The organism is Pantoea septica, from assembly GCF_002095575.1.
GTDB lineage: Bacteria > Pseudomonadota > Gammaproteobacteria > Enterobacterales > Enterobacteriaceae > Pantoea > Pantoea septica.
The window spans coordinates 137777-158377 of sequence record NZ_MLJJ01000003.1 but is presented as its reverse complement, the minus strand read 5'-3'; the positions used below and the strand labels follow the sequence as shown (position 1 = coordinate 158377).

Genomic DNA, 20601 nt, shown 5'->3' with positions numbered 1-20601 from the left:
GCAACTTTATTGCTAACTAAAAGGCTGTACCTTCCTGAATCCCTGCCGATAACGCCTTTATGCCCGAGATTATCGGGCCCCTCTCGGTTTTCACCGTCAAGGATTTGGCTATGGGTATACTAAAAAACTTCACGATTCGCGCCGTTATGCTGTGGATTCTCGGCTTGTTTTGCCTGTTGTGGTGCGCAGTAGGCTGGTTCAGCGTCCATTCGCTCGGCGAGCTCAGCAACGGCAATGATGTCGACCGCCATCTGGTCGCGCAGATGACCACCTTAAGCAAGGGCAACGACCAGTATTTCCGCGTGATTACGCGCCTGTCGCGCGTGATGGAGATGAAAGCCGGTGGCGCGCAGCCAGCCGACGCCGACTGGAAGCCGGTACAGCAGGCGCTGGACAATATGACCCAGCAGCTGGCGCAGTTTAAGCAGATGTCGCCGGGCCCGATGGAGCCGCAGATCGTAGACCAGACCATCGCCAGCTGGCAAAAGTTGCTCGATGAGGGCGTCACGCCGCAGCTGGAGAAGGCGCGCCAGGGGTCGCTCGAGGTCTATCGTCAGCACGCCAGTACGGTGACGCCCGCGCTAAGCCGCACCTTTGGCGCCAGCGCCGAAGCCTTTAACCAGGCGGCGGCGATTAAGCTCGATCAGACCCGCGTCAACGTCGATCGCCTGACCGTGCTGACCAAAATCACGCTGATGGCCGCCGTGTTCGCCGGCCTGCTAATCCTGCTATTTACCGATCGCTATCTGGTCACCATGCTGGTTAAGCCGCTGGACCGTATCCGCGAGCATTTCGCCGTGATCGCCACGGGCGATCTCAGCCAGCCGGTCACGCCGTTCGGCCGCAACTGCGTCGGCAAACTGGTGCCGCTGTTGAGCGCCATGCAGGATAGCCTGCGCGAAGCGGTAAGCGCCATTCGCAGCGGCACCGAAAATATTTCCCGCGGCGCGGCAGAGATTTCGGCAGGCAACAACGATCTCTCTTCCCGTACCGAAGAGCAGGCGGCGGCGCTGGAGCAGACCGCCGCCAGCATGGAGCAGCTGACCGCGACGGTGAAATTCAACGCCGACAATGCCCGTCAGGCCAGCAGGCTGGCGGAAACCGCTTCGTCGACCGCCCAGCAGGGCGGCCAGCTGGTGAGCGAAGTGGTCTCTACCATGAACGGCATCTCCGGCAGCTCGAAAAAGATCGCTGAGATCACCAGCGTCATTAACGGCATCGCCTTCCAGACCAATATTCTGGCGCTGAACGCGGCGGTGGAAGCGGCGCGCGCCGGCGAGCAGGGCCGCGGTTTCGCGGTGGTCGCCAGCGAAGTTCGTAATCTGGCGCAGCGTAGCGCCGCCGCGGCGAAAGAGATCGCCGCGCTGATTGAGGATTCGGTGCAGCGCGTTGACAAGGGCGCGGCGCTGGTGGGCAACACCGGCAACACCATGCATCACATTCTCAAGTCGGTGCAGGATGTGGACGCCATCATGAAGCAGATCGCCGCCGCGTCGGAAGAGCAGAGCAAAGGCATTTCGCAGGTAGGCGTCGCCGTTACTGAAATGGACAGCGTTACGCAGCAGAACGCCTCGCTGGTGGAGGAGGTCTCCGCCGCCGCCGCCGCGCTGGCGCGTCAAACCGAATCGCTTGAGGCCTCCGTCTCCCGTTTCCGCCTCTCGTCGCAGGAGCCGCTGGCCAGCGCGCCGTCACGCAACAACCGTCCCGTCCCGTCCGCCGGCGGCACGTCGCGTCCTAAAGAGGAGTCAGGCGCCGACTGGGTCACCTTTTAAGCGCGTGACAGCCAGGCCGCCAGATCCGCGAGGTAAGGCGGCGCTTCCCTTACCGGGCGCTGCAGCAAACTGTAGGCCGCCCCGGTTTTCACCCGGCTGGCGAAGGGCGCAATCAGGCGCCCGTTCGCCAGATCGCTCTCCACCAGATTAATATCCGCCACCGTTACGCCAAACCCCTGTATCGCCGCGCTGATCGCCAGATCCATGGTGCTGAAGTGCTGATTACGCGTCATCGTCAGCCTGGTATTCTGAGCGCTGAGCCACAGCTGCCAGTCCCGGGTATCGCCGGTGGGGTGCAGAAAGGTCATTGAGGCCAGCGCCTCGGGCGCGGCGGGCGGCGCGGCGTCGCCCGCCATCACCGGCGTGATCGCCTCGTCAAACAGGTGGATCGCCCCAGGCGGCGGCGTGCCGTACAGAATAGCGGCGTCGAACCCCTCTAGCTGCGCGTGATGTTCCAGCGTGGTGGTCAGCGCGACGTGCAGCTCCGGCCGCTGCTGCTCCAGGGCCACCAGCCGCGGCACCAGCCAGCGCATGGCGCAGGTCGGCGCCTTAAGCCGGATCAACCCATGCTGGCGCATCGCCTTGTCCGTCGCGCCCGCTATCAGCTCGAAACCCTGACGCAGCTCCGGCAGCAGCGCCGCGCCCTGCGAGGTCAGGCGCAGACCGCGCGCGTGGCGCTCGAACAGGGCGAACCCCAGATAGTGTTCAAGGGTGGCGATTTTGCGGCTCACTGCACCCTGGGTAATACAGAGTTCGCCTGCCGCATGCGTCAGGTTGAGATGGCGTGCGGTCACCAGGAAAGCGTGTATGGCGTTAAGCGGCAGAGGACGCGGCATTATCACTCCAGCTATGCAATTTAGTCATGGCTATTATGACAACAATTCGCTTGTCGGCTCAAGCGCCGGGTCGTTGAATAGAAATCAACGAAATCGACATTTTTATGCAGCAGCGCAGGAGTCCGCCCGATGAAAAGCAGCGTTAACGTCACCTCGAAACTGCCCGACGTAGGCACCACGATATTCAGCGTCATCGGCCAGCTCTCCGCGCAGCATCAGGCGATTAACATGTCGCAGGGCGCGCCCAACTTTCCGTGCGATCCGGCGCTGGTGGAAGCGGTCAGCCGCGCCATGCGCGAAGGGCATAATCAGTACGCGCCGATGACCGGCTGGCCCGCGCTGAAAGAGGCGCTGGCCGCGAAGGTCGCCGCGCTCTACGGCCGGCACTACGATCCCGCGACCGAAGTGCTAATCAGCGGCAGCGCCAGCCAGGGCATCTATATGGCGATTACGGCGCTGGTGAACCCGGGCGACGAGGTGATTTTCTTCGAGCCCGCCTTCGACAGCTACGCGCCGGTGGTGCGTCTGCAGGGCGGCACGCCGGTCGGCCTGAAGCTGCAATTCCCTGACTACGCCATCGACTGGGAGGCGCTGCGCGCCGCGCTGACGCCGCGCACCCGGATGATCATTATCAACACGCCGCACAACCCGAGCGCGCAGGTGCTGACGCCAGCCGATCTGGCGCAGCTGGCCGCGCTGACGCGCGGCACCGACATCCTGGTGCTCTCCGATGAAGTCTACGAGCATATCCTGTTTGACGGCCGCGCCCACTGCGGCATGGCGACCCATCCGGAGCTGGCGCAACGCAGCGTTATCGTCTCCTCTTTCGGCAAAACCTTTCACGTGACCGGCTGGCGCGTCGGCTACTGCCTTGCCCCGGCCGAGCTGATGGAAGAGCTGGTCAAGGTGCACCAGTTTATGATGTACGCCGCCGATACGCCGATGCAGATCGGGTTCGCGCACTATCTGCAGCGCGCCGAGAACTATCTGTCGCTGTCGGCGTTCTATCAGCAGAAGCGCGATCGCCTGGTGACGCTGCTGCAGGATTCGCCCTTTAAGCTGCTGCCGTGCGCCGGTTCGTTTTTTGTTTTGGCCAGCTACGGACATTTCAGTGACGAACCCGACAGCGAGATGGTAAAACGTCTTATCGTCGAACACGGCGTGGCAACCATCCCGCTTTCGGCGTTTTATATGGACGGCACCGATAACAACGTGATTCGTCTCTCTTTTGCAAAAGACGACGCCACTCTGCAGCGCGGCGCAGAAGCGCTCTGTCGGGTGAAGGGTTAATCTCAGGGGAAAACAAAATGAAAAAAATCAATGCGATCTTTCTGGCGCTGGGCATGATGAGTTCGGCGCACGCGCTGGCGGCGGAAACGCTGCGTTACGGCCTTGAATCGCAGTATGCGCCGTTTGAGAGCCGCAATGCGCAGGGCGAGCTGGAAGGGTTCGATATCGAACTGGGCAAGGCCATTTGCGCCACCGGGAATTTTAACTGTCAATGGGTGGAGAGCAGCTTCGACGCCCTGATCCCGGCGCTGCAGGCGAAGAAGTTCGACGCCATTAACTCGGCGATGAATATCACCGAGGCGCGGGCGAAAAGCATCGACTTCACGAAGCCGATCTACCGCATTCCAAGCATGCTGATCGTGAAAGAGGGCGAGAAGCTGCAGCCGACCGCTGAGGCGCTGAAGGGCAAGAATATCGGCGTGCTGCAAGGCTCGATTCAGGAGACCTACGCCAAGAAGCACTGGGAGACTCAGGGCGTGACCGTGACCTCCTACCAGGATCAGAATCAGGTCTATAACGATATGGTCGCAGGCCGTCTGGACGGCACGCTGGTGATGTCGGCCGCCGGCCAGTCGGGCTTCCTCGATAAACCCCAGGGCAAAGGCTTTGTTTTTGCCGGCAAGGCGGTCGAGGATGACGCGATTCTCGGCTCCGGCATCGGTTTCGGCCTGCGTAAAGGCGATACGAAGCTGAAGCAGGAACTGGATGCGGCGATTACCAAAATTCAGGATGACGGCACGGTGAAAAAGCTGGCGGCGAAATATTTTCCCGGCATTGACGTCAGCGCGACGAAATAACAAAAAAAGGCGGCCGAGTGGCCGCCTTTTTTCTCGCCTGCGCAGCCTTTAGCCCTGCGCCGCCAGCAAGCAAAGTCTCTCCGCCACCTGATAGGACTTCACAAAAGATGAAATCGGCAGAAACTCGAAGCGGGAGTGAAAGTTGTGCGCGCCGGTAAAGAAGTTGGGCGTCAGCAAGCCTTTCGCCGACAGCGCCGCGCCGTCGGTGCCGCCGCGCATCGGGATCACCTTTGGCTCGATATCAAGATCCGCCAGGGCGGCAAAGATCAGATCGATCGCGCGACGATCCTCGCCCGCGGCGTTGCTGATGTTGCTGTAGATGTCGCTGATGTTGATGGCGACGCTGCCGGTCGGGTAGCGCTGCGCAATCTCCGCCGCGGCCTGCTGCAGCTCTTCTTTGCGTGCGGCAAACTGCGCCAGATCGAAATCGCGTATCGAGGCCTTCAGCGTGGCCTGGCTGGCGCCCGCCTGCATCTCATTAAACCAGATATAACCTTCGCGGCCCTCGGTATGTTCCGGCGTTTCCTTGCGGTCGAACAGGCTGATAAAGTCGTGCGCCATCAGCAGCGGATTAACCAGTACCCCTTTGGCCGACATCGGATGCGCCGGCACCCCGGTAAAGATGATTTCCGCCGACGCGCCGTTGAAGTTCTCATAGACCACTTCGCCCAGCTCGCAGCAGTCGATGGTCCAGGCGAAATCGACGTTGAAGCGTTTTTCCAGATCGAGCGCCTTCGCGCCGCGCAGGCCAATCTCTTCGTCAGGCACGAAGGCCACCACGATATCGCCGTGATCGCCCTGCAAATTCTCCATCAGCGTCATGACGACCGTCACCGCCGCTTTATTGTCCGCGCCCAGCACGCTGGTGCCGTCGCTGAAAATAATCTCTTCGCCGAGATAGGGGGCGATCTCCGGATGCTCGTCGCGGCGCAGCCAGATATCTTCGCGCGCGTTGAGCAACAGATCCTCGCCCTGCCAGGTGAGGATCTGCGGATGAATATCAGGCGACAGCCCCACATCAACAGTATCGATATGGGTGATAAACCCGATGCGCGGCGCAGCGGGCCGGTTGCCGCGCTTCACCGCCGTCACCGTGGCGCAGTCGTCGATTTCCACCTCATCCAGCCCGAGGGCGGTCAGCTCCTGCGCCAGCAGCTGCGCCATGGCGTGCTGGCTGGGCGTGCTCGGCAAGGTGTCTGATTTAGCGTCGCTCTGGCTGCTGACCGCCAGATAGCGAAAAAAACGCTGGGTTAACTGATTTGCAAGGGCTGTCATCACCGATCCTTATTTGTCTGCCAACAGCGATATCGTTATGTTACGAAAACGTGGTATCCATAAAGCGTCTTGATCATTTAGGGAATCTGACCAACGGAAGTCAATAAAAAGTGAGGAAATGATGAAAGTGAAGATAGCGATGCTGGCGTTGCTGACCGCCTTCCTGGCGCAGAATGCCGGCGCGAAAACGCTGGTTTACTGCGCCGAAGGGTCGCCGGAAAACTTCAATCCGCAGCTCTATACCTCGGGAACCAGCGTGGACGCCAGCGCGGTGCCGGTTTTTAACCGGCTGGTGGATTTTAAATATGGCACCACCGAACTGGTGCCGAGCCTGGCGGAAAGCTGGGAGATTAGCCCGGACGGCAAGGTCTATACCTTCCACCTGCGCAAAGGCGTTAAGTTTCAGAGCAATAAAGCCTTCAGGCCCAGCCGCGATTTCAACGCCGACGACGTTATCTTCTCTTTTATGCGGCAGATGGATAGCAAAAATCCCTACCACAACGTCTCTGGCGGCACCTACGCTAACTTCGACAGCCTGGAGTTAACCACGCTGATCAAGAGCATCGATCGCGTCGACGACCACACCGTCCGCTTTACCCTGAATCACGCGGAGGCGCCTTTCCTCGCCGATCTCGCCTGGTATTTCGCCTCGATTCACTCCGCTGAATACGCCGACCAGATGCTGAAGGCGGGCACGCCGGAGAAGGTCGATATGGATCCCATCGGCACCGGCCCGTTCCAGCTGGTGCAGTATCAGAAAGACTCGCGCATTCTCTATAAGGCCTTTCCTGATTACTGGGCGGGCAAGGCGAAGCTGGACCGCATCGTGTTCAGCATTACGCCGGACGCCTCGGTGCGGCTCGCCAAACTGGAGAAAGGCGAGTGTCAGATCATGCCGTTCCCGAACCCCGCCGACCTGGAGAAAATGCGCAGCAACCCGGCGATTAACCTGATGCAAAAAGCGGGGCTGAACACCGGCTTCCTCGCGTTCAACACCACTAAAGCACCGCTGGATAAGGTGGAGGTGCGGCAGGCGCTGGCGATGGCGATCAACAAGCCCGCCATCATCGACGCGATATTCAAAGGCACCGGCACCGCGGCGAAGAACATTCTGCCGCCGGGGGTCTGGAGCGAAAACAGAGACCTCAAAGATTACAGCTACGATCCCGAGAAGGCCAAAGCGCTGCTACAGCAGGCGGGCATCAAGCCCGGCACGGAAATCGCGCTCTGGGCGATGCCGGTTTCCCGTCCCTATAACCCTAACGCGCGCCGTATGGCGGAGATGATTCAGGCGGACTGGGCGAAGGTCGGCATCAAGGCCACGATTGTCACCTACGAGTGGGGCGAGTATCTCAAGCGGGTGCGCAGCGGCGAGCATCAGGCGGCGCTGATGGGATGGACCACCGCCACCGGCGATCCCGATAACTTTTTCGGGCCGCTCTACAGCTGTAAATCGACCCAGGGCGGTTCGAACTCCTCGAAGTGGTGCTATCAGCCGTTTGAAAAGCTGATCGCCCAGGCGCGCGCCGAACCGGATCAGGGCAAGCGCACCGCGCTCTACCTGCAGGCGCAGCAGATCATGCATGATCAGATGCCCGCGGTGATGATTGCTCACTCGACCATCTTCGAGCCGGTACGTAAGGAGGTGAGCGGCTACGATATCGACCCGTTCGGCAAGCACATCTTCTATCCAGTCGATATCAAAAAGTAATCAGGCCAGTCCGGCGGCGATCGCACTGATACGCTGCTGGAGAAAGGCGAGAAAGGGCGACAGCGCCGCGTTGCGCTGTCGGCCCGACACGCGCTGCAGCTGCAGCGTGCGCTGGCTGAGCTGGTCGACGCCCATCTCGCGCAGCACCAGATGCTGGGCGTGCGCTGCGTTGATCAGGGTAAAAGCGCTGCTGATGGTGATCGCCTCAGGGGTATTGAGCAGAAACTGATAGAGCGTGGCGAAATAGTCGCAGGTCAGCACCGGCTCAATCACGCAGCCGCGCATCTGGCAGGCGAGATCGAACAGCTGCCGCACCGTGGTGTTCTGCTCCGGCAGCGCCATGGGATAGTGGCTGAGCGCCTCCAGCGTTACCGGCTGCTGCGCCAGCGGATGATCCTTCTGCATCGCCAGCAGCACCGGCGCGGGCCAGGAGCCTGTGACTTCCACGCCGCGCTCTGGGTGAAGGCTAAACTGCAGCGCCACGTCGCACTCCCCGGCGCGCACGCGCTCCGCTACGCTCTGCGCGCTCTCGACCTTAAGCGCAAAATAGACGCCGGGATTCAGCGCGCGAAACTCCGCCAGCAGGCCAGGCAGCAGGCTGAACGCCATGCCGTCAGTGCAGGCGACGCGAATGAGGGTGCGGCGTATCGCCTTCAGCCCCTTAATCTCCGCCAGCGCATACTCCATATCCAGCTGGTTTTGCCGTACCTGACGGGCAAAAATTTCTCCCGCCTCATTGAGCACCATGCCGCGCGCGTGTCGATCGAACAGCGGCGCGCCCACATGCGCCTCCAGCCGCTGGATCTGCCGGCTGATGGCGGAGACCGCCACAAAGAGCTGCTCGCTGGCGGCGCTCAGCGAACCGCTGTTGGCCACGGCGAGGAAATAACGGATTTCACTGCTCAGCATCGCTCCACCTCTGCACCCCAGCGGTGCATGCTTCTTTATCGGGCATTGTAGCTTTGCTTTTAAAGCAAGGCTATGTCGATAAATTGATAATTGTGGCAACGCCAGCCTTTTGGCAAAGATAGAGCGACAACACAATAAAAAAGGCGGGGCAAACATGACGGAACAACAGGCGATTCAACAGGCGATGCGCTACTTCGACAGCGGAGAATTCCAGCGGCTTCTGGCGCGTCGCGTGGCGTGCGCCACCGAAAGTCAGCGGGCGGATCGCGACGGCGAGCTCAATCACTATTTGCAGCAGGAGATTGCGCCGCAGCTGGCGGCGCTTGGCTTCACGCTGCACTTTATCGACAATCCTGCAGCGGGGAATCCTCCCTTCCTGGTGGCGACGCGTATTGAAGAGGCGACGCTGCCGACGCTGCTGCTTTATGGCCACGGCGACGTGGTGTTCGGCGACGATGAAAACTGGCGCGACGGCCTGACGCCCTGGCAGCTGACCGAAGAGGGCGATCGCTGGTATGGCCGCGGCAGCGCCGACAATAAAGGCCAGCACTGCGTCAATCTGGCGGCGCTGGAGCAGGTTCACCAGGCGCGCGGCGGCCGTCTCGGCTTTAACTGCAAGATTCTGTTCGAGATGGGTGAAGAGATCAGCTCGCCGGGTCTGGCCGAGCTATGCCGCCAGCAGCAGGCGCTGCTGCGCGCCGACCTCTTTATCGCCTCCGACGGCCCGCGCGTCAGCGCGCCGCGACCGACGCTGTTTCTCGGCTCGCGCGGCGCGGCCAATTTTCGCCTCACCATCCGCGCGCGCGACAACGCCTATCACTCCGGCAACTGGGGCGGGCTGCTAAGCAATCCCGGCATCCAGCTGGCGAACGCCATCGCCTCGCTGGTCAACGCGCGCGGCGTGCTGCAGGTCGAGGCGCTGAAGCCGGACTCGCTGAGCGCGGCCGTACGCGCCATTCTCAGCGATATTGAGGTAGGCGGCATGCCGGGCGATCCGGCGCTGGACGCCGGCTGGGGCGAACCGGGCCTGACGGCGGCGGAACGTTTGTACGGCTGGAACACGCTGGAGGTGCTGGCCTTCGAGACCGGCAACCCGGCGCGCCCCATGAACGCGATCCCCGGTGAGGCGACCGCGGTGTGCCAGCTGCGCTTTGTGGTGGGCACCGACTGGGAAAACCTGGTGGCGCACGTCGACGCGCATCTGCGTGCACACGGATTCGACGCTGTGCAGGTCGAGTTTTTGCGCGGCTCGCCCGCCACGCGTCTCGATCCGCAAAGCCCGCTGGTCGCCTGGGCGCTGGAGAACCTGGCCGTCAGCAGCTGCAAAAAACCGGCGCTCCTGCCTAACCTGGGCGGTTCGCTGCCGAACGAGGTCTTTTCGGAGATCCTCGGCCTGCCGACCCTGTGGGTGCCGCACTCCTATCCCGCCTGCGGCCAGCACGGCGTCAACGAGCATATGCTGAAGTCCGTCGCGCGCGAAGGCCTGCAGATCATGACGCGGCTGTTCTGGCAGCTGGGCGAAGAGGGCGAGGCGCTGCTGGCGCGGCAGCAGGCTTACCAGGAGGCGAGCGTATGAGCACGCTGACGCAAGCAGAAATGCAGGATCAGACGAAGCCGAGCCTGCACAAAACCCTGTTCGCCACCTGTATCGGCAACGCGCTGGAGTGGTTCGATATTGCGGTCTACGGCTTCTTCGCCAGCTATATCGCCCACGCCTTTTTCCCCACCAGCGACGCTTCCGTGTCGCTGCTGCTGACCTTCGGCAGCTTTGGCGTCTCTTTCCTCATCCGTCCGCTCGGCGCGGTGGTGCTGGGCAACTACGCCGACCGTCACGGCCGCAAAAAGGCGCTGCTGCTCTCTATCAATCTGATGATGCTGGGCGGGGCGATAATCACCTTTATGCCGGAGTACGGCACCATCGGGCTGGCGGCGCCGCTGCTGATCATGCTGGCGCGCCTGATTCAGGGCTTTTCGGCGGGCGGCGAGTTCGGCAGCTCGACGGCGTTTCTGGTGGAGCATTTTCCCGAGCGCAAAGCCTTTATCGCCAGCTGGCAGTTCGCGACGCAGGGCGCCAGCACGCTGATGGCCTCCGCCTTCGGCCTCGGGCTGACGCAGATCCTCAGCGAGGCGCAAATTCAGTCCTGGGGCTGGCGCATTCCTTTCGCCTTCGGTCTGCTGATCGGGCCGCTAGGGATCTATATCCGCCGCCACGTTCATGAACCGGCCAGCTTTACGCAGCAGGAGAAAAGCGCGGCGCCGTTGAAGCAGCTGTTTGGTGGTCAGAAAGAGCTGATGCTGCTGGCGGTCGGGCTGATGGTGATCTCAACGGCGGTCAACTACATGCTGAACTATGTGCCGACCTATGCCACCAAAACGCTGCATCTGCCGGGCAGCGTCGCCTTTAGCGCCACGCTGCTGGCGGGGGCGATCCTCACTCTGGTGACGCCGCTGATGGGGCTGTGGGCCGAGCGCGTAGGGCGCGTGCCGCTGATGTGGGGGTCGCTGCTGCTGCTGCTGGTGACCATCTATCCCGCCTTCCGCTATATGGTGAATCACACTTCGGCGCTGTCGCTGATGCTGCTGGTGGGCTGGATGGCGCTGCTGAAATCGATCTACTTTTCCACCGTGCCGTCGGTGATGGCGGATCTCTTTCCCGCAGGCACGCGCGCCAGCGGCATGGCGATCAGCTATAACGTCGCGGTGACGATATTCGGCGGCTTCGCGCCGCTGATCTGCACGCTGCTGATAAACGCCACCGGCAGCAGTCTCGCGCCGGGCTACTACCTGATGGCGGTATCGCTGCTGAGCGCTGCTGCGCTGCTGCGCAGCCGGTCGCGCGTAGTGTGAAAACAGGCGGCAACAACCTGACGGACGTACTCGGTCTCGCGTCAAGGATGGCGGTCAGGCTGCCCGACGAGGGCAGCCTGGCGAACCGCTGCGGTTTTAGGTTAGCCGATGAAGCTGGGTCAGGATATAAGTATGGAATTCTGCGTGGGTCAGGAAGGTTTTACCCAGGCGCGCCTTGAGTTCTGCGCCCATCGTGCCCAGGGTTGTGCGATTACCAGAGGTTTGCTGCTTATTCACCTTGCGTAGATGATAATCAAGCTCATAGTCTTCAGAAAAATTGACGTATTCATGATCGCTTAAAGCCATTTTGATCTCCTTTTCAAAATAAACGCTGGGGTAATACCCCTCGTGAATATGGGGGTTTATTTTGATGGCGACAATCTTTTTTATCTGTTCTGCTTCACAAAATGGCGTCTTACCCGAACGAGCAAGCCGCCCGGTGGGCGGCTTATCGTCACAGCGAAAACTGCAGATAGGCGACGTGCGTCTGCAAATACTCTTCCAGCCCGTGTCGACCGTCGGCGCCGCCGATGCCCGATTTGCGCCAGCCTGCATGGAACCCCTGCATCGCCTCAAAATTCTCGCGGTTAACGTAGGTTTCGCCGAACTTCAGCTTACGCAGCGCCACCATGGTGGTATTCAGATCCCGCGTATAGAGAGAGGAGGTGAGGCCGTACTCGCAGTCGTTTGCCAGCGCAATGGCCTCGTCCAGCGTTTTGAAGGTCATCACCGGCAGCACCGGCCCAAAGATCTCCTCGCGCATAATCTCCATATCCTGACGGACGTCGGCGATGATCGTCGGCTGAAAAAAGAAGCCCTTTTCACCGGCGCGCTTGCCGCCCAGCACCACCTTGCCGCCCGCCGCCACGGCGTCCGCGACTTTCTTCTCGACGCGCGCCAGCGCGGCGGCGTTAATCAGCGGCCCCATATCCAGATCGCGCTGCTCCGCCGGATTGCCGAAGGTTACCCCTTTGAACGCCTCGGTTAACGCAGTCATAAAGCGATCGTAAACGCCCTCCTGCACATAGACGCGCTCCGCGCAGTTGCAGACCTGGCCGCTGTTGATCACCCGGGAGCTGACGATCGCCTTAACCGCCAGCTCGACGTCGGCATCGTCCATCACGATCGCGGGCGCTTTGCCGCCCAGCTCCAGCGACACTTTAGTCACGTTCTTCGCCGCCGCCGTCATGGTGGCGACGCCTGCGCCGACGCTGCCGGTCAGGCTGACCAGGCCAACCTTCGCGTTTGCGGCCAGCTCCTGTCCAATCTCCGGGCCGTAGCCATAGACAACGTTAATCACGCCCGGCGGCAGGCCAATGTGATGCACGATCTCGGCAAAAATGCCGGCATTAAGCGGCGTCAGCTCGCTGGGCTTAATCACGATGGTATTGCCGGTGATCAGCGCGGGCGCGGCTTTGCGGGCGATTAAGAAGAAAGGGAAGTTCCACGGCAAAATGCCGGTGGTGACGCCGATCGCCTTCTTAAAGACGAAAATATTTTCATTGGGCCGATCGCTGTTGACGATCTCGCCTTCATAGCGGCGCGCCCATTCGGCCATATATTCCAGATAATCTGCGGTGAACAGCACTTCGGTCTGCGCCAGCCCCTGGGTTTTGCCGCCTTCGGCGACGATGGTGGCGGTGAGTTCCGGCTCGCGATCGCGAATAGCGGCCGCCAGCTTGCGCAGCCAGCCGCCGCGCTCCACGGCCGGCAGCGCTTCCCATGACGGCTGCGCCGCTTCGGCGGCGTCAATCGCGCGGCTGGCGTCCTGCGCGCAGCCTTCAGGTATGCGAGCCAGCAGCGCTTCGGTGGCGGGATTGATCACCTCGATCCAGTTGTCTCCGCTGTGCGCGACAAACTCGCCGTTAATATAATGTTTGAGTTCTGTTGTCATCTGCCGAATCTCCGATGTCTGGTACGTTAATAAGATGTTCTATAAATGCAGCGTGAAACAAAACGGAAGGGGACACCTTAGTCTGATTGCCACAGGCGGCGCGGCGCTGGCAAACAGACGCAGATTGGAACGATGAGGGCGGCAAAAGGTTGTATTCAGCGGCGATGGCCCGCACATCTTCTCTACGTTGCGCAAAACGGAATTTGGGCCAACACTTTAAGGAGGCATAAGGAGGACGTTATGGCTAGCGGATGGGCGTCAGACGGCGCCGTTCAGGAACAGATCGAAAGTACGGTTAACGATGAGATTGCGCGCGTGCGCGGCACCATGAGCAAGGGCGAAAGCGCGAAGTTTTGCGACGAGTGCGGCGAGCCGATCCCGCAGGCGCGCCGCGAGGCAGTGCCGGGCGTTCGCTTCTGCCTGGCGTGTCAGCAGGAGCATGATAAAGAGCTGAAGGGCAGCGCGCTCTTCAACCGCCGCGGCAGTAAAGACAGTCAGCTGCGATAGCTCAGGAACCTGGCATGGCGAGTCCGCTGCCGATAAACCATGCCAGAAAGCCGACGCCAGCGACGATAATCGCGATCGGAAACAGAATACCCACTCTCATAGAAACCTCGTTATCTCCACGTCAGGCGACCTGCATCACCGCGCGGTGCGTTTTCAGCATGCTAAATAGTTGAAACTGGGTGGCGTCGCTGACGTCGCGCAGCACTTCGCCTTTTTTATAGGTAATGCTGTGCACCTGGCCCAGCTGACGCCACACCACCAGCGCAGAAGCGATCAGCGCGCAGTTCTCTTCCGCCTGCTGGCACTCCAGCGTGGCGTACTGCGCCTCTTCCAGTCCATTAATAAAAATCTTAAGCGCGCTGGCGGGCAGGATGGCGCGTAGATCGTCCAGCATCACGCGACTCACCGTCCGCGTTAAGAACAGCGTTAACCATTTACCCGTCATCTCAATTCCGGCTGTCGAAGATTTTCTACGTTTTATACGGCGTTAAGCGTCATTAGTGAAGCGATCTTTCTGTTGCTGCCAGGGACGAGACAAAAGCGGCAGCCAGCTGATAAATGTGCTGCGCGGCACAGCAATTTGCAAAAAAATCCTGAATAATAAGAGACTTAAAGGATTGGCTCGCTGTCAGCCCGACAAAGTCGAAACTGTGATCCGCGTAGGGAATAACTGGCGGATATTGCCATTTCGGCTTTGCAATCGGCAGCCATCCAAAGGCTGAGGCGTTCAGGCGCGCCGTAGACTGCCTGCTAATCAGGAACCGGGTTTCCTGTAGGCCTCAACCTTATGCAAGGAATAACAATGAACAGTGCCATTATTGCAGGTATCTTCTGGCATCTCGTCGGAGCTGCCAGCGCCGCGTGTTTCTACGCGCCGTTCAAACAGGTGAAAAAGTGGTCATGGGAAACGATGTGGTCGATCGGCGGCTTTATGTCCTGGCTGATCCTGCCGTGGGCGGTAAGCGCCGTGCTGCTGCCGAACTTCTGGGCTTATTACGGCAGCTTTAGCGCCTCACAGCTGCTGCCGGTGTTTCTGTTCGGCGCAATGTGGGGCATCGGCAATATCAACTACGGCCTGACGATGCGCTATCTCGGCATGTCGATGGGGATCGGCATCGCTATCGGCATTACGCTGGTGGTCGGCACCCTGATGACGCCGCTGATCCAGGGACGCTTCGGCGAGCTGTTCGCCTCAACCGGCGGCCGTCTAACGCTGCTCGGCGTCGCCATAGCGCTGGTGGGCGTCGCCATCGTTTCGCGCGCCGGCCTGCTGAAGGAGCGCGCGCTGGGGATCAATGCCGAGGAGTTCAACCTCAAGAAAGGGCTGGTGCTGGCGGTGATGTGCGGCATCTTTTCAGCGGGCATGTCGTTCGCGATGGATGCGGCTAAACCGATGCATGAAGCGGCGGCGCAGCTGGGCATCGATCCGCTCTACGTCGCGCTGCCAAGCTATGTGGTGATCATGGGCGGCGGGGCGCTGGTCAATCTGGCGTTCTGCTTTATCCGCCTGGCGATAAAGCCGGAACTGTCGCTACGGCGGGATCTCTCCGTGGCGAAGCCGCTGCTGATCGCCAATATCGCCTTTGCGGTGCTGGGCGGCACCATGTGGTATCTGCAGTTTTTCTTCTACGCCTGGGGCCACGCCAGCATTCCGCCGCAGTATGACTACGTCAGCTGGATGCTCCATATGAGCCTCTACGTGCTGTGCGGCGGGCTGGTGGGGCTGCTGATGAAAGAGTGGAAATCGGCCGGGCGCCGTCCGGTCGGCGTGCTCTCCATCGGCTGCGTGGTGATTATTATCGCCGCCAATATCGTTGGGCTTGGAATGGCCGCGTAAGACTGCAGGAAGAAAAACAAGCAGGTCCTGGTTTGAAAATAACCTACCCCGCGGGTAAGAAGGCCCGAGGAGCAAAGCGTCCCACGACAGGGGGGCGCAGACGAGCCGGCAAGGATGCCGCTTTTTGCGCTTTTGCGACTGGGCCACATCACCCGCGCCAGCAGGCTTTTGGCGCGGCCCGAGAGATGAACGGCTGCTGCTTTTTCAGAACGGCGCTCTGTCCTGCGCCGAACTTCCCGTCCGCTGCGGCACGAACCGCTGGCGCCAGGCGCTGGGGGTCAAGCCGGTGTCGCGCGTAAACACCACTGAAAAATAGTTGCTGTCGTCGAAACCGCAGCGCGCCGCCACTTCGCCGATCAGGCAGTCCTGAGTGCGCAGCAGATGCTTCGCCTGACAGAGCTGTAGCTGACGCAGGTAATGGCCGACCGTCATGCCGGTCTGCTGACGAAACAGCTGCTTCAGCGCGCGTTCGTTCAGCGAATTCTGCTGACAAAACGCCGCCAGGTCGAAGGGGCGTGCTACCGCGCCCTGCAGCGCCGACATCAGCAGATCGAGCTGTTCGCCTTCCGGCAGCGCCCAGGGGCGATCCGCCGCATAGCCGTGACGACGCAAGATCAACGCCAGCTGCAAAAAGAGCGCTTCCGTCAGCTGAATAGAGAGGGGATCGCTCTTGCGGCTCTCGCGCTCCAGCTGGCTGATTACCCCGCGCGCCAGCGCCATGCCGCGCGTGGTCAGCCGCCAGCAGCCCGGCGCGTCGATGCCCTGCGGCGGCAAAAGTTGTGTCCAGTCGAGGGCCAGACCGAAGCGATCGCGACAGTAAAGAATATTATCAAGCACCAGATCGTTGACGCTGTCGTAGCTGTGGCAATCCTGGTCGCGGATATAGAAGACGTCGCCACAGGTAATCAGCCAGGGGCGATCGTTGAGGATATGCAGGCCGTTGCCGCGCCAGACGATGACAATTTCGCTGAACTCATGCCGGTGAGGAGGAAAAGAGGGTTGCGGCATACGTTCAGCCACCGTAACCGGCAGGCCTGGGGCGGCAAAATAGTCGTCCCGACTCAGTATCAGCGTCATTGCTCGCTCCTTTTACATCATCTGCTGGCGCTCCGCTCGCGGGGCACAGCCAAATTCACGCCGAAACAGGGTGGAGAAATGGTTGCTGTCGCCGAAGCCGCACTGAAAGGCGATATCGGTAATGCGCAGATCGCTGTGGCGCAGCAGATGGCGCGCCTGCAGCAGACGCAGACGGTTCAGATAGCGCTGCGGCGTGCTGCCGGTCTGTTGCTTCATCTGACGGTGCAGCGTGCGCAGCGACAGCGCAAAGCGGTCGGCCAGCGGCTCCCACAAAATTTCTTCACTGTAGTGATCGTTAAGCCAGTCGAGCAGGCGGTGAAGGCGCGCTTCCTGATCCTGCGCCTGTTCGTTGCGGCACGCTTCGCGCAGTAAAACCAGCAGCTGTAAAAAGAGCTGCTCCTGCCGCGCCTGCTTCTCCAGCGACCAGCCATCATCCTGCCGCATCTTCGCCACTACATCCAGCGCCTGCGTCATGACTTTATTATTTATCCGCCAGTGCGAAGCGTAGCTGCCGTCTTGATCGTTGGGCAGCAGCGCCTGCAGTCCCGAGAGAAAGCGAAACGCGCCCGGGCTGCGGTAAAGCACGTTGGTCAGGCAGAGATTCTCGGTCTGTTCGTACAGATGGCGATCGTGATCGCGCACGAAGCAGACGCAGCCGGCGCACAGCGTTTGCGGTTGTCCGTTGAACACATGAATCCCCGAGCCCTGTTCCACCAGCACGATTTCATGAAAATCGTGGTGATGTTCAGGAAACGCCTGCTGCGGCACCCGTGGTTCGATAGCGATGGCGTAGTCGCCCTGAGGAAAGAAGTCGGCGCTGTGTAAAATCGTCATTGGAGCCTCGGTCGTTTAACAAAAGCGTAACCGAGTCTACTCAGCGCTCGCGCGGTTGACCTTGAATTTTCTACCGCGAAGCGCAGGAAATTTGCCTTTTTTTCAAGATATTCCCACCAGCTAAAAGAATTGCGGCGAAGCTCACATCCGTCGCCCTTGCGCCTCTGTGATCTCTCTCACGAACTTCTTTGCAAACCTGCCAGCGGCGTTGCGGCGCTGGCAGTACGGGGAAGGTGACGTGCGCGCAAGGTTCCTACTCTGTCAGCATCATATCTAAGGAAGAACGGGCCATGAGTAAGCGATATATCGTTGCGGTTGATTTGGGCGCATCCAGCGGACGCGTGATGCTCGCCCGGTGGGACGCCGCATCACAGCAAATCGATCTGCGCGAAGTGCGTCGTTTCGCCAGCCGTCGCGAACGTCGCGCCGGCTATGACTGCTGGGATCTCGATCATCTGGAGCGCGAAATCCGCGCCGGGCTGGCGCAGCTGGACGAGGAGAACATCGTGCCGGACAGCATCGGCATCGACACCTGGGGCGTCGATATGGTGCTGCTGGATAAAGCGGGCAACCGCGTCGGCGAAGCGGTGAGCTATCGCGACAAACGCACCCACGGCGTGATGGAGCAGGCGCTGCGCGAGCTGGGCAAAGAGGCGATCTACGCCCGCACCGGCATCCAGTTTCTGCCGTTCAATACCCTTTATCAGTTCCGCGCCCTGAGCCAGCAGCAGCCGGACTGGAAAGAGAAGGTCGCCCACGCGCTGATGATCCCCGACTATCTGCACTATCGCCTGACGGGCAAGCTTAACTGGGAGTACACCAACGCCACCACCACGCAGCTGCTGAATATCGCAAGCGGCGAATGGGACGCCGAACTGCTTGACTGGGCAGGCGCGTCGCCCGCCTGGTTCGGCAAACCCACGGCGCCGGGCAATGTTATCGGCTGCTGGCAGAACGCCCGCGGCGACGAGATTCCGGTCATCGCGGTCACTACGCACGACACCGCCAGCGCGGTGCTCGCCACGCCGCTGACCCAGGACAACGCGGCCTATCTCAGTTCCGGCACCTGGTCGCTGATGGGATTCGAAAGCCTGCTGCCTTACGCCTCCGCGGACGCGCTTAAGGCGAATATCACCAACGAGGGCGGCGCCGAAGGCTATCGCGTGCTGAAAAACATTATGGGGCTCTGGCTGCTGCAGCGGGTCTGCGACGAGCTGCAAATCGACGATCTCTGCGCGCTGATCGCGGAGACGGCGCAAGAGCCGGCCTGTCGCGCGCTGATCAATCCCAACGACGCGCGCTTCATTAATCCCGACAGCATGGTCAACGAAATTCAGAATGCCTGCGCCGAACAGCATATGGTGGTGCCGCAGTCCGCCGCTGCGCTGGCGCGCTGTATTTTCGACAGCCTCGCGCTGCTCTACCGTCAGGTCATCGACGAGCTGGCCACGCTGCGCGGCGGCGCGTTTCGCCAGCTGCACGTAGTGGGCGGCGGCAGCCAGAATCAGTTTCTCAACCAGCTCTGCGCCGACGCCTGCGAAATCCCGGTGCTGGCCGGGCCGGTGGAAGCCTCGACGCTGGGCAACGTCGGCTGCCAGCTTATCGCCTTAGGCGAACTGACCGACGTGGCGGATTTCCGCCGCTGCGTAGAAAACAACTTCCCTCTGAAGACATTTGAACCGCTGACCAACAGCGCCTTTCGCGCCTGTCAGGCACGCTTTTCGGCGCTGAGTCAGCCTGCTAAGGAACTCGCATATGACAAAGCTGATTGAGCAAGCATTTGAACTGGCTAGACAACGTTATGCCGATATCGGCGTGGATGTCGATCGGGCGATGGCGCGTCTGGATAGCGTCCCCGTCTCCATGCACTGCTGGCAGGGCGACGACGTGCGCGGCTTTGAGAATCCGCAGGGGGCGTTGACCGGCGGCATTCAGGCGACCGGCAATTATCCCGGCAAAGCGCGCAATGCCGCTGAGCTGCGCGCCGACCTGGAAAAAGCGATGTCGCTGATCCCGGGTCCCAAGCGCCTGAACCTGCACGCCATCTATCTGGAAAGCGAGTCGCCGGTGGATCGCGACGCCATTGAGCCGAAGCATTTCGCCAACTGGGTGGAGTGGGCCAGGCAGCAGAAGCTGGGGCTCGATTTCAACCCGAGCTGCTTTTCGCATCCGCTGAGCGCCGACGGATTCACCCTGTCGCACGCCGACAAGGCGATCCGTCAGTTCTGGATCGATCACTGCAAGGCGAGCCGCCGCGTGTCGGCTTACTTCGGCGAGCAGCTCGGCACGCCGTCGGTGATGAATATCTGGGTGCCGGACGGCATGAAAGATCTCACCGTGGATCGGCTGGCGCCGCGTCAGCGGCTGCTGAGCGCGCTGGATGAGGTGATCGCCGAGAAGCTCAGCCCGCAGCACCATATCGACGCGGTCGAGAGCAAGCTGTTCGGCATCGGCGCAGAAAGCTACACCGTCGGCTCCAACGAGTTCTTTATGGGCTACGCCACCAGCCGTCAGACCGCGCTGACGCTGGACGCAGGCCACTTCCATCCGACCGAGGTGATCTCCGACAAGATCTCCACCGCCTTGCTCTATGTGCCGCGCCTGCTGCTGCACGTCAGCCGTCCGGTGCGCTGGGACAGCGACCATGTGGTGCTGCTCGACGATGAAACCCAGGCGATCGCTAGCGAAATCGTGCGCCACCAGCTGTTCGACAAGGTGCATATCGGCCTCGACTTCTTCGACGCCTCTATTAACCGCATCGCCGCCTGGGTCATCGGCACGCGCAACACCAAAAAAGCGCTGCTGCGCGCGCTGCTGGAGCCGACCGAGCGCCTGCGCCAGAGCGAAACCGCCGGTGACTACACCGCGCGTCTGGCGCTGCTGGAAGAGCAAAAATCGCTGCCGTGGCAGGCGGTATGGGAAGCATGGTGCCTGCGCCACGACGTGCCCGCCGACGCCAGCTGGTTAAGCGATGTGCGTCACTACGAAAAACAAATTCTGAATCAACGTTAAGGG

General features: G+C 61.0%; 19 protein-coding genes. 10 read left to right on the top strand and 9 right to left on the bottom strand.

Annotated features, from left to right (window positions below):
- The first annotated feature begins 110 nt into the window (after nt 1-110).
- Complete coding sequence (locus HA46_RS02775; RefSeq protein ID WP_084882110.1) at nt 111-1772, top strand: methyl-accepting chemotaxis protein; 1662 nt, start codon at nt 111-113, stop codon at nt 1770-1772.
- Here the strand turns inward: HA46_RS02775 and HA46_RS02770 are convergent.
- Nucleotides 1769-2608 carry a LysR substrate-binding domain-containing protein gene (locus HA46_RS02770; protein ID WP_033790102.1) on the bottom strand — a complete coding sequence of 280 codons (840 nt, stop codon included), beginning with the start codon at nt 2606-2608 and terminating at the stop codon, nt 1769-1771. The two genes, HA46_RS02775 and HA46_RS02770, sit on opposite strands and share 4 nt — an antisense overlap.
- A gap of 129 nt (nt 2609-2737) precedes the next feature.
- Between HA46_RS02770 and HA46_RS02765 the strand changes: the two genes are divergently transcribed.
- Nucleotides 2738-3898, top strand: a complete 1161-nt coding sequence (locus tag HA46_RS02765; protein WP_084882109.1) for a methionine aminotransferase — start codon at nt 2738-2740, stop codon at nt 3896-3898.
- 17 nt (nt 3899-3915) lie between these two features.
- The gene (locus tag HA46_RS02760; protein WP_084882108.1) at nt 3916-4695 is read left to right on the top strand and encodes a transporter substrate-binding domain-containing protein; all 780 of its coding nucleotides are present in this window, start codon (nt 3916-3918) and stop codon (nt 4693-4695) included.
- Between the two features lie 48 nt (nt 4696-4743).
- Here HA46_RS02760 and pepT read toward each other — a convergent pair whose 3' ends face one another.
- Nucleotides 4744-5970 (bottom strand): peptidase T, encoded by a 1227-nt coding sequence (pepT, locus tag HA46_RS02755; RefSeq protein ID WP_084882107.1) that lies wholly within the window; start codon nt 5968-5970, stop codon nt 4744-4746.
- A 121-nt stretch (nt 5971-6091) separates the two neighbouring features.
- Between pepT and HA46_RS02750 the strand changes: the two genes are divergently transcribed.
- Complete coding sequence (locus tag HA46_RS02750; protein WP_084882106.1) at nt 6092-7681, top strand: ABC transporter substrate-binding protein; 1590 nt, start codon at nt 6092-6094, stop codon at nt 7679-7681.
- Here the strand turns inward: HA46_RS02750 and HA46_RS02745 are convergent, their stop codons facing one another.
- Nucleotides 7682-8590 (bottom strand): LysR family transcriptional regulator, encoded by a 909-nt coding sequence (locus tag HA46_RS02745; protein ID WP_084882105.1) that lies wholly within the window; start codon nt 8588-8590, stop codon nt 7682-7684.
- A 154-nt stretch (nt 8591-8744) separates the two neighbouring features.
- Here HA46_RS02745 and HA46_RS02740 point away from each other — a divergent pair, with 154 nt between their 5' ends.
- Entirely contained in the window at nt 8745-10166 is a 1422-nt protein-coding gene (locus HA46_RS02740) for a M20 family metallopeptidase (protein WP_084882104.1), read from the top strand.
- Nucleotides 10163-11437: an MFS transporter gene (locus HA46_RS02735; protein WP_033790093.1), complete on the top strand. Its 1275-nt coding sequence runs from the start codon at nt 10163-10165 to the stop codon at nt 11435-11437. The genes HA46_RS02740 and HA46_RS02735 overlap by 4 nt, the downstream gene beginning before the upstream one ends.
- 96 nt (nt 11438-11533) lie before the next feature.
- Here HA46_RS02735 and HA46_RS02730 read toward each other — a convergent pair whose 3' ends face one another.
- Both HA46_RS02730 and aldA read right to left on the bottom strand, forming a co-directional pair.
- Nucleotides 11534-11743 carry a hypothetical protein gene (locus HA46_RS02730; RefSeq protein WP_033790092.1) on the bottom strand — a complete coding sequence of 70 codons (210 nt, stop codon included), beginning with the start codon at nt 11741-11743 and terminating at the stop codon, nt 11534-11536.
- A 148-nt stretch (nt 11744-11891) separates the two neighbouring features.
- A complete protein-coding gene (gene aldA, locus HA46_RS02725) occupies nt 11892-13331 on the bottom strand; it encodes an aldehyde dehydrogenase (RefSeq protein WP_084882103.1) in 1440 nt (479 codons plus the stop codon).
- Between the two features lie 240 nt (nt 13332-13571).
- Here aldA and HA46_RS02720 point away from each other — a divergent pair, with 240 nt between their 5' ends.
- Entirely contained in the window at nt 13572-13838 is a 267-nt protein-coding gene (locus HA46_RS02720) for a DksA/TraR family C4-type zinc finger protein (RefSeq protein ID WP_033790090.1), read from the top strand.
- 1 nt (nt 13839) lies between these two features.
- Here the strand turns inward: HA46_RS02720 and HA46_RS20680 are convergent, their stop codons facing one another.
- A complete protein-coding gene (locus HA46_RS20680) occupies nt 13840-13938 on the bottom strand; it encodes a YoaK family small membrane protein (protein WP_143806249.1) in 99 nt (32 codons plus the stop codon).
- Nucleotides 13939-13959: 21 nt separating this feature from the next.
- Nucleotides 13960-14283 carry a hypothetical protein gene (locus tag HA46_RS02715; protein ID WP_084882102.1) on the bottom strand — a complete coding sequence of 108 codons (324 nt, stop codon included), beginning with the start codon at nt 14281-14283 and terminating at the stop codon, nt 13960-13962.
- Between the two features lie 357 nt (nt 14284-14640).
- Here HA46_RS02715 and rhaT point away from each other — a divergent pair, with 357 nt between their 5' ends.
- Nucleotides 14641-15675, top strand: a complete 1035-nt coding sequence (gene rhaT, locus HA46_RS02710; RefSeq protein WP_033790088.1) for an L-rhamnose/proton symporter RhaT — start codon at nt 14641-14643, stop codon at nt 15673-15675.
- A 204-nt stretch (nt 15676-15879) separates the two neighbouring features.
- Here the strand turns inward: rhaT and rhaR are convergent, their stop codons facing one another.
- Both rhaR and rhaS read right to left on the bottom strand, forming a co-directional pair.
- Nucleotides 15880-16752, bottom strand: a complete 873-nt coding sequence (gene rhaR / locus HA46_RS02705; protein WP_084882101.1) for an HTH-type transcriptional activator RhaR — start codon at nt 16750-16752, stop codon at nt 15880-15882.
- Nucleotides 16753-16764: 12 nt separating this feature from the next.
- On the bottom strand, nt 16765-17586 hold the full coding sequence (rhaS, locus tag HA46_RS02700) for an HTH-type transcriptional activator RhaS (protein ID WP_033790086.1): 822 nt from the start codon (nt 17584-17586) through the stop codon (nt 16765-16767).
- A 290-nt stretch (nt 17587-17876) separates the two neighbouring features.
- Between rhaS and rhaB the strand changes: the two genes are divergently transcribed.
- Nucleotides 17877-19358 carry a rhamnulokinase gene (gene rhaB / locus HA46_RS02695; RefSeq protein ID WP_084882100.1) on the top strand — a complete coding sequence of 494 codons (1482 nt, stop codon included), beginning with the start codon at nt 17877-17879 and terminating at the stop codon, nt 19356-19358.
- On the top strand, nt 19342-20598 hold the full coding sequence (locus HA46_RS02690; protein WP_084882099.1) for an L-rhamnose isomerase: 1257 nt from the start codon (nt 19342-19344) through the stop codon (nt 20596-20598). The genes rhaB and HA46_RS02690 overlap by 17 nt, the downstream gene beginning before the upstream one ends.
- Nucleotides 20599-20601: the final 3 nt, after the last annotated feature.

Coding starts and splice junctions, on each gene's coding strand:
- rhaR (WP_084882101.1), bottom strand. CDS start 16,752: ATGACGCTGATACTGAGTCGGGACGACTATTTTGCCGCCCCAGGCCTG.
- HA46_RS02735 (WP_033790093.1), top strand. CDS start 10,163: ATGAGCACGCTGACGCAAGCAGAAATGCAGGATCAGACGAAGCCGAGC.
- HA46_RS02715 (WP_084882102.1), bottom strand. CDS start 14,283: ATGACGGGTAAATGGTTAACGCTGTTCTTAACGCGGACGGTGAGTCGC.
- HA46_RS02720 (WP_033790090.1), top strand. CDS start 13,572: ATGGCTAGCGGATGGGCGTCAGACGGCGCCGTTCAGGAACAGATCGAA.
- pepT (WP_084882107.1), bottom strand. CDS start 5,970: ATGACAGCCCTTGCAAATCAGTTAACCCAGCGTTTTTTTCGCTATCTG.
- rhaS (WP_033790086.1), bottom strand. CDS start 17,586: ATGACGATTTTACACAGCGCCGACTTCTTTCCTCAGGGCGACTACGCC.
- HA46_RS02760 (WP_084882108.1), top strand. CDS start 3,916: ATGAAAAAAATCAATGCGATCTTTCTGGCGCTGGGCATGATGAGTTCG.
- rhaT (WP_033790088.1), top strand. CDS start 14,641: ATGAACAGTGCCATTATTGCAGGTATCTTCTGGCATCTCGTCGGAGCT.
- rhaB (WP_084882100.1), top strand. CDS start 17,877: ATGAGTAAGCGATATATCGTTGCGGTTGATTTGGGCGCATCCAGCGGA.
- HA46_RS02690 (WP_084882099.1), top strand. CDS start 19,342: ATGACAAAGCTGATTGAGCAAGCATTTGAACTGGCTAGACAACGTTAT.
- HA46_RS02750 (WP_084882106.1), top strand. CDS start 6,092: ATGAAAGTGAAGATAGCGATGCTGGCGTTGCTGACCGCCTTCCTGGCG.
- aldA (WP_084882103.1), bottom strand. CDS start 13,331: ATGACAACAGAACTCAAACATTATATTAACGGCGAGTTTGTCGCGCAC.
- HA46_RS02730 (WP_033790092.1), bottom strand. CDS start 11,743: ATGGCTTTAAGCGATCATGAATACGTCAATTTTTCTGAAGACTATGAG.
- HA46_RS02745 (WP_084882105.1), bottom strand. CDS start 8,590: ATGCTGAGCAGTGAAATCCGTTATTTCCTCGCCGTGGCCAACAGCGGT.
- HA46_RS02775 (WP_084882110.1), top strand. CDS start 111: ATGGGTATACTAAAAAACTTCACGATTCGCGCCGTTATGCTGTGGATT.
- HA46_RS02770 (WP_033790102.1), bottom strand. CDS start 2,608: ATGCCGCGTCCTCTGCCGCTTAACGCCATACACGCTTTCCTGGTGACC.
- HA46_RS20680 (WP_143806249.1), bottom strand. CDS start 13,938: ATGAGAGTGGGTATTCTGTTTCCGATCGCGATTATCGTCGCTGGCGTC.
- HA46_RS02740 (WP_084882104.1), top strand. CDS start 8,745: ATGACGGAACAACAGGCGATTCAACAGGCGATGCGCTACTTCGACAGC.
- HA46_RS02765 (WP_084882109.1), top strand. CDS start 2,738: ATGAAAAGCAGCGTTAACGTCACCTCGAAACTGCCCGACGTAGGCACC.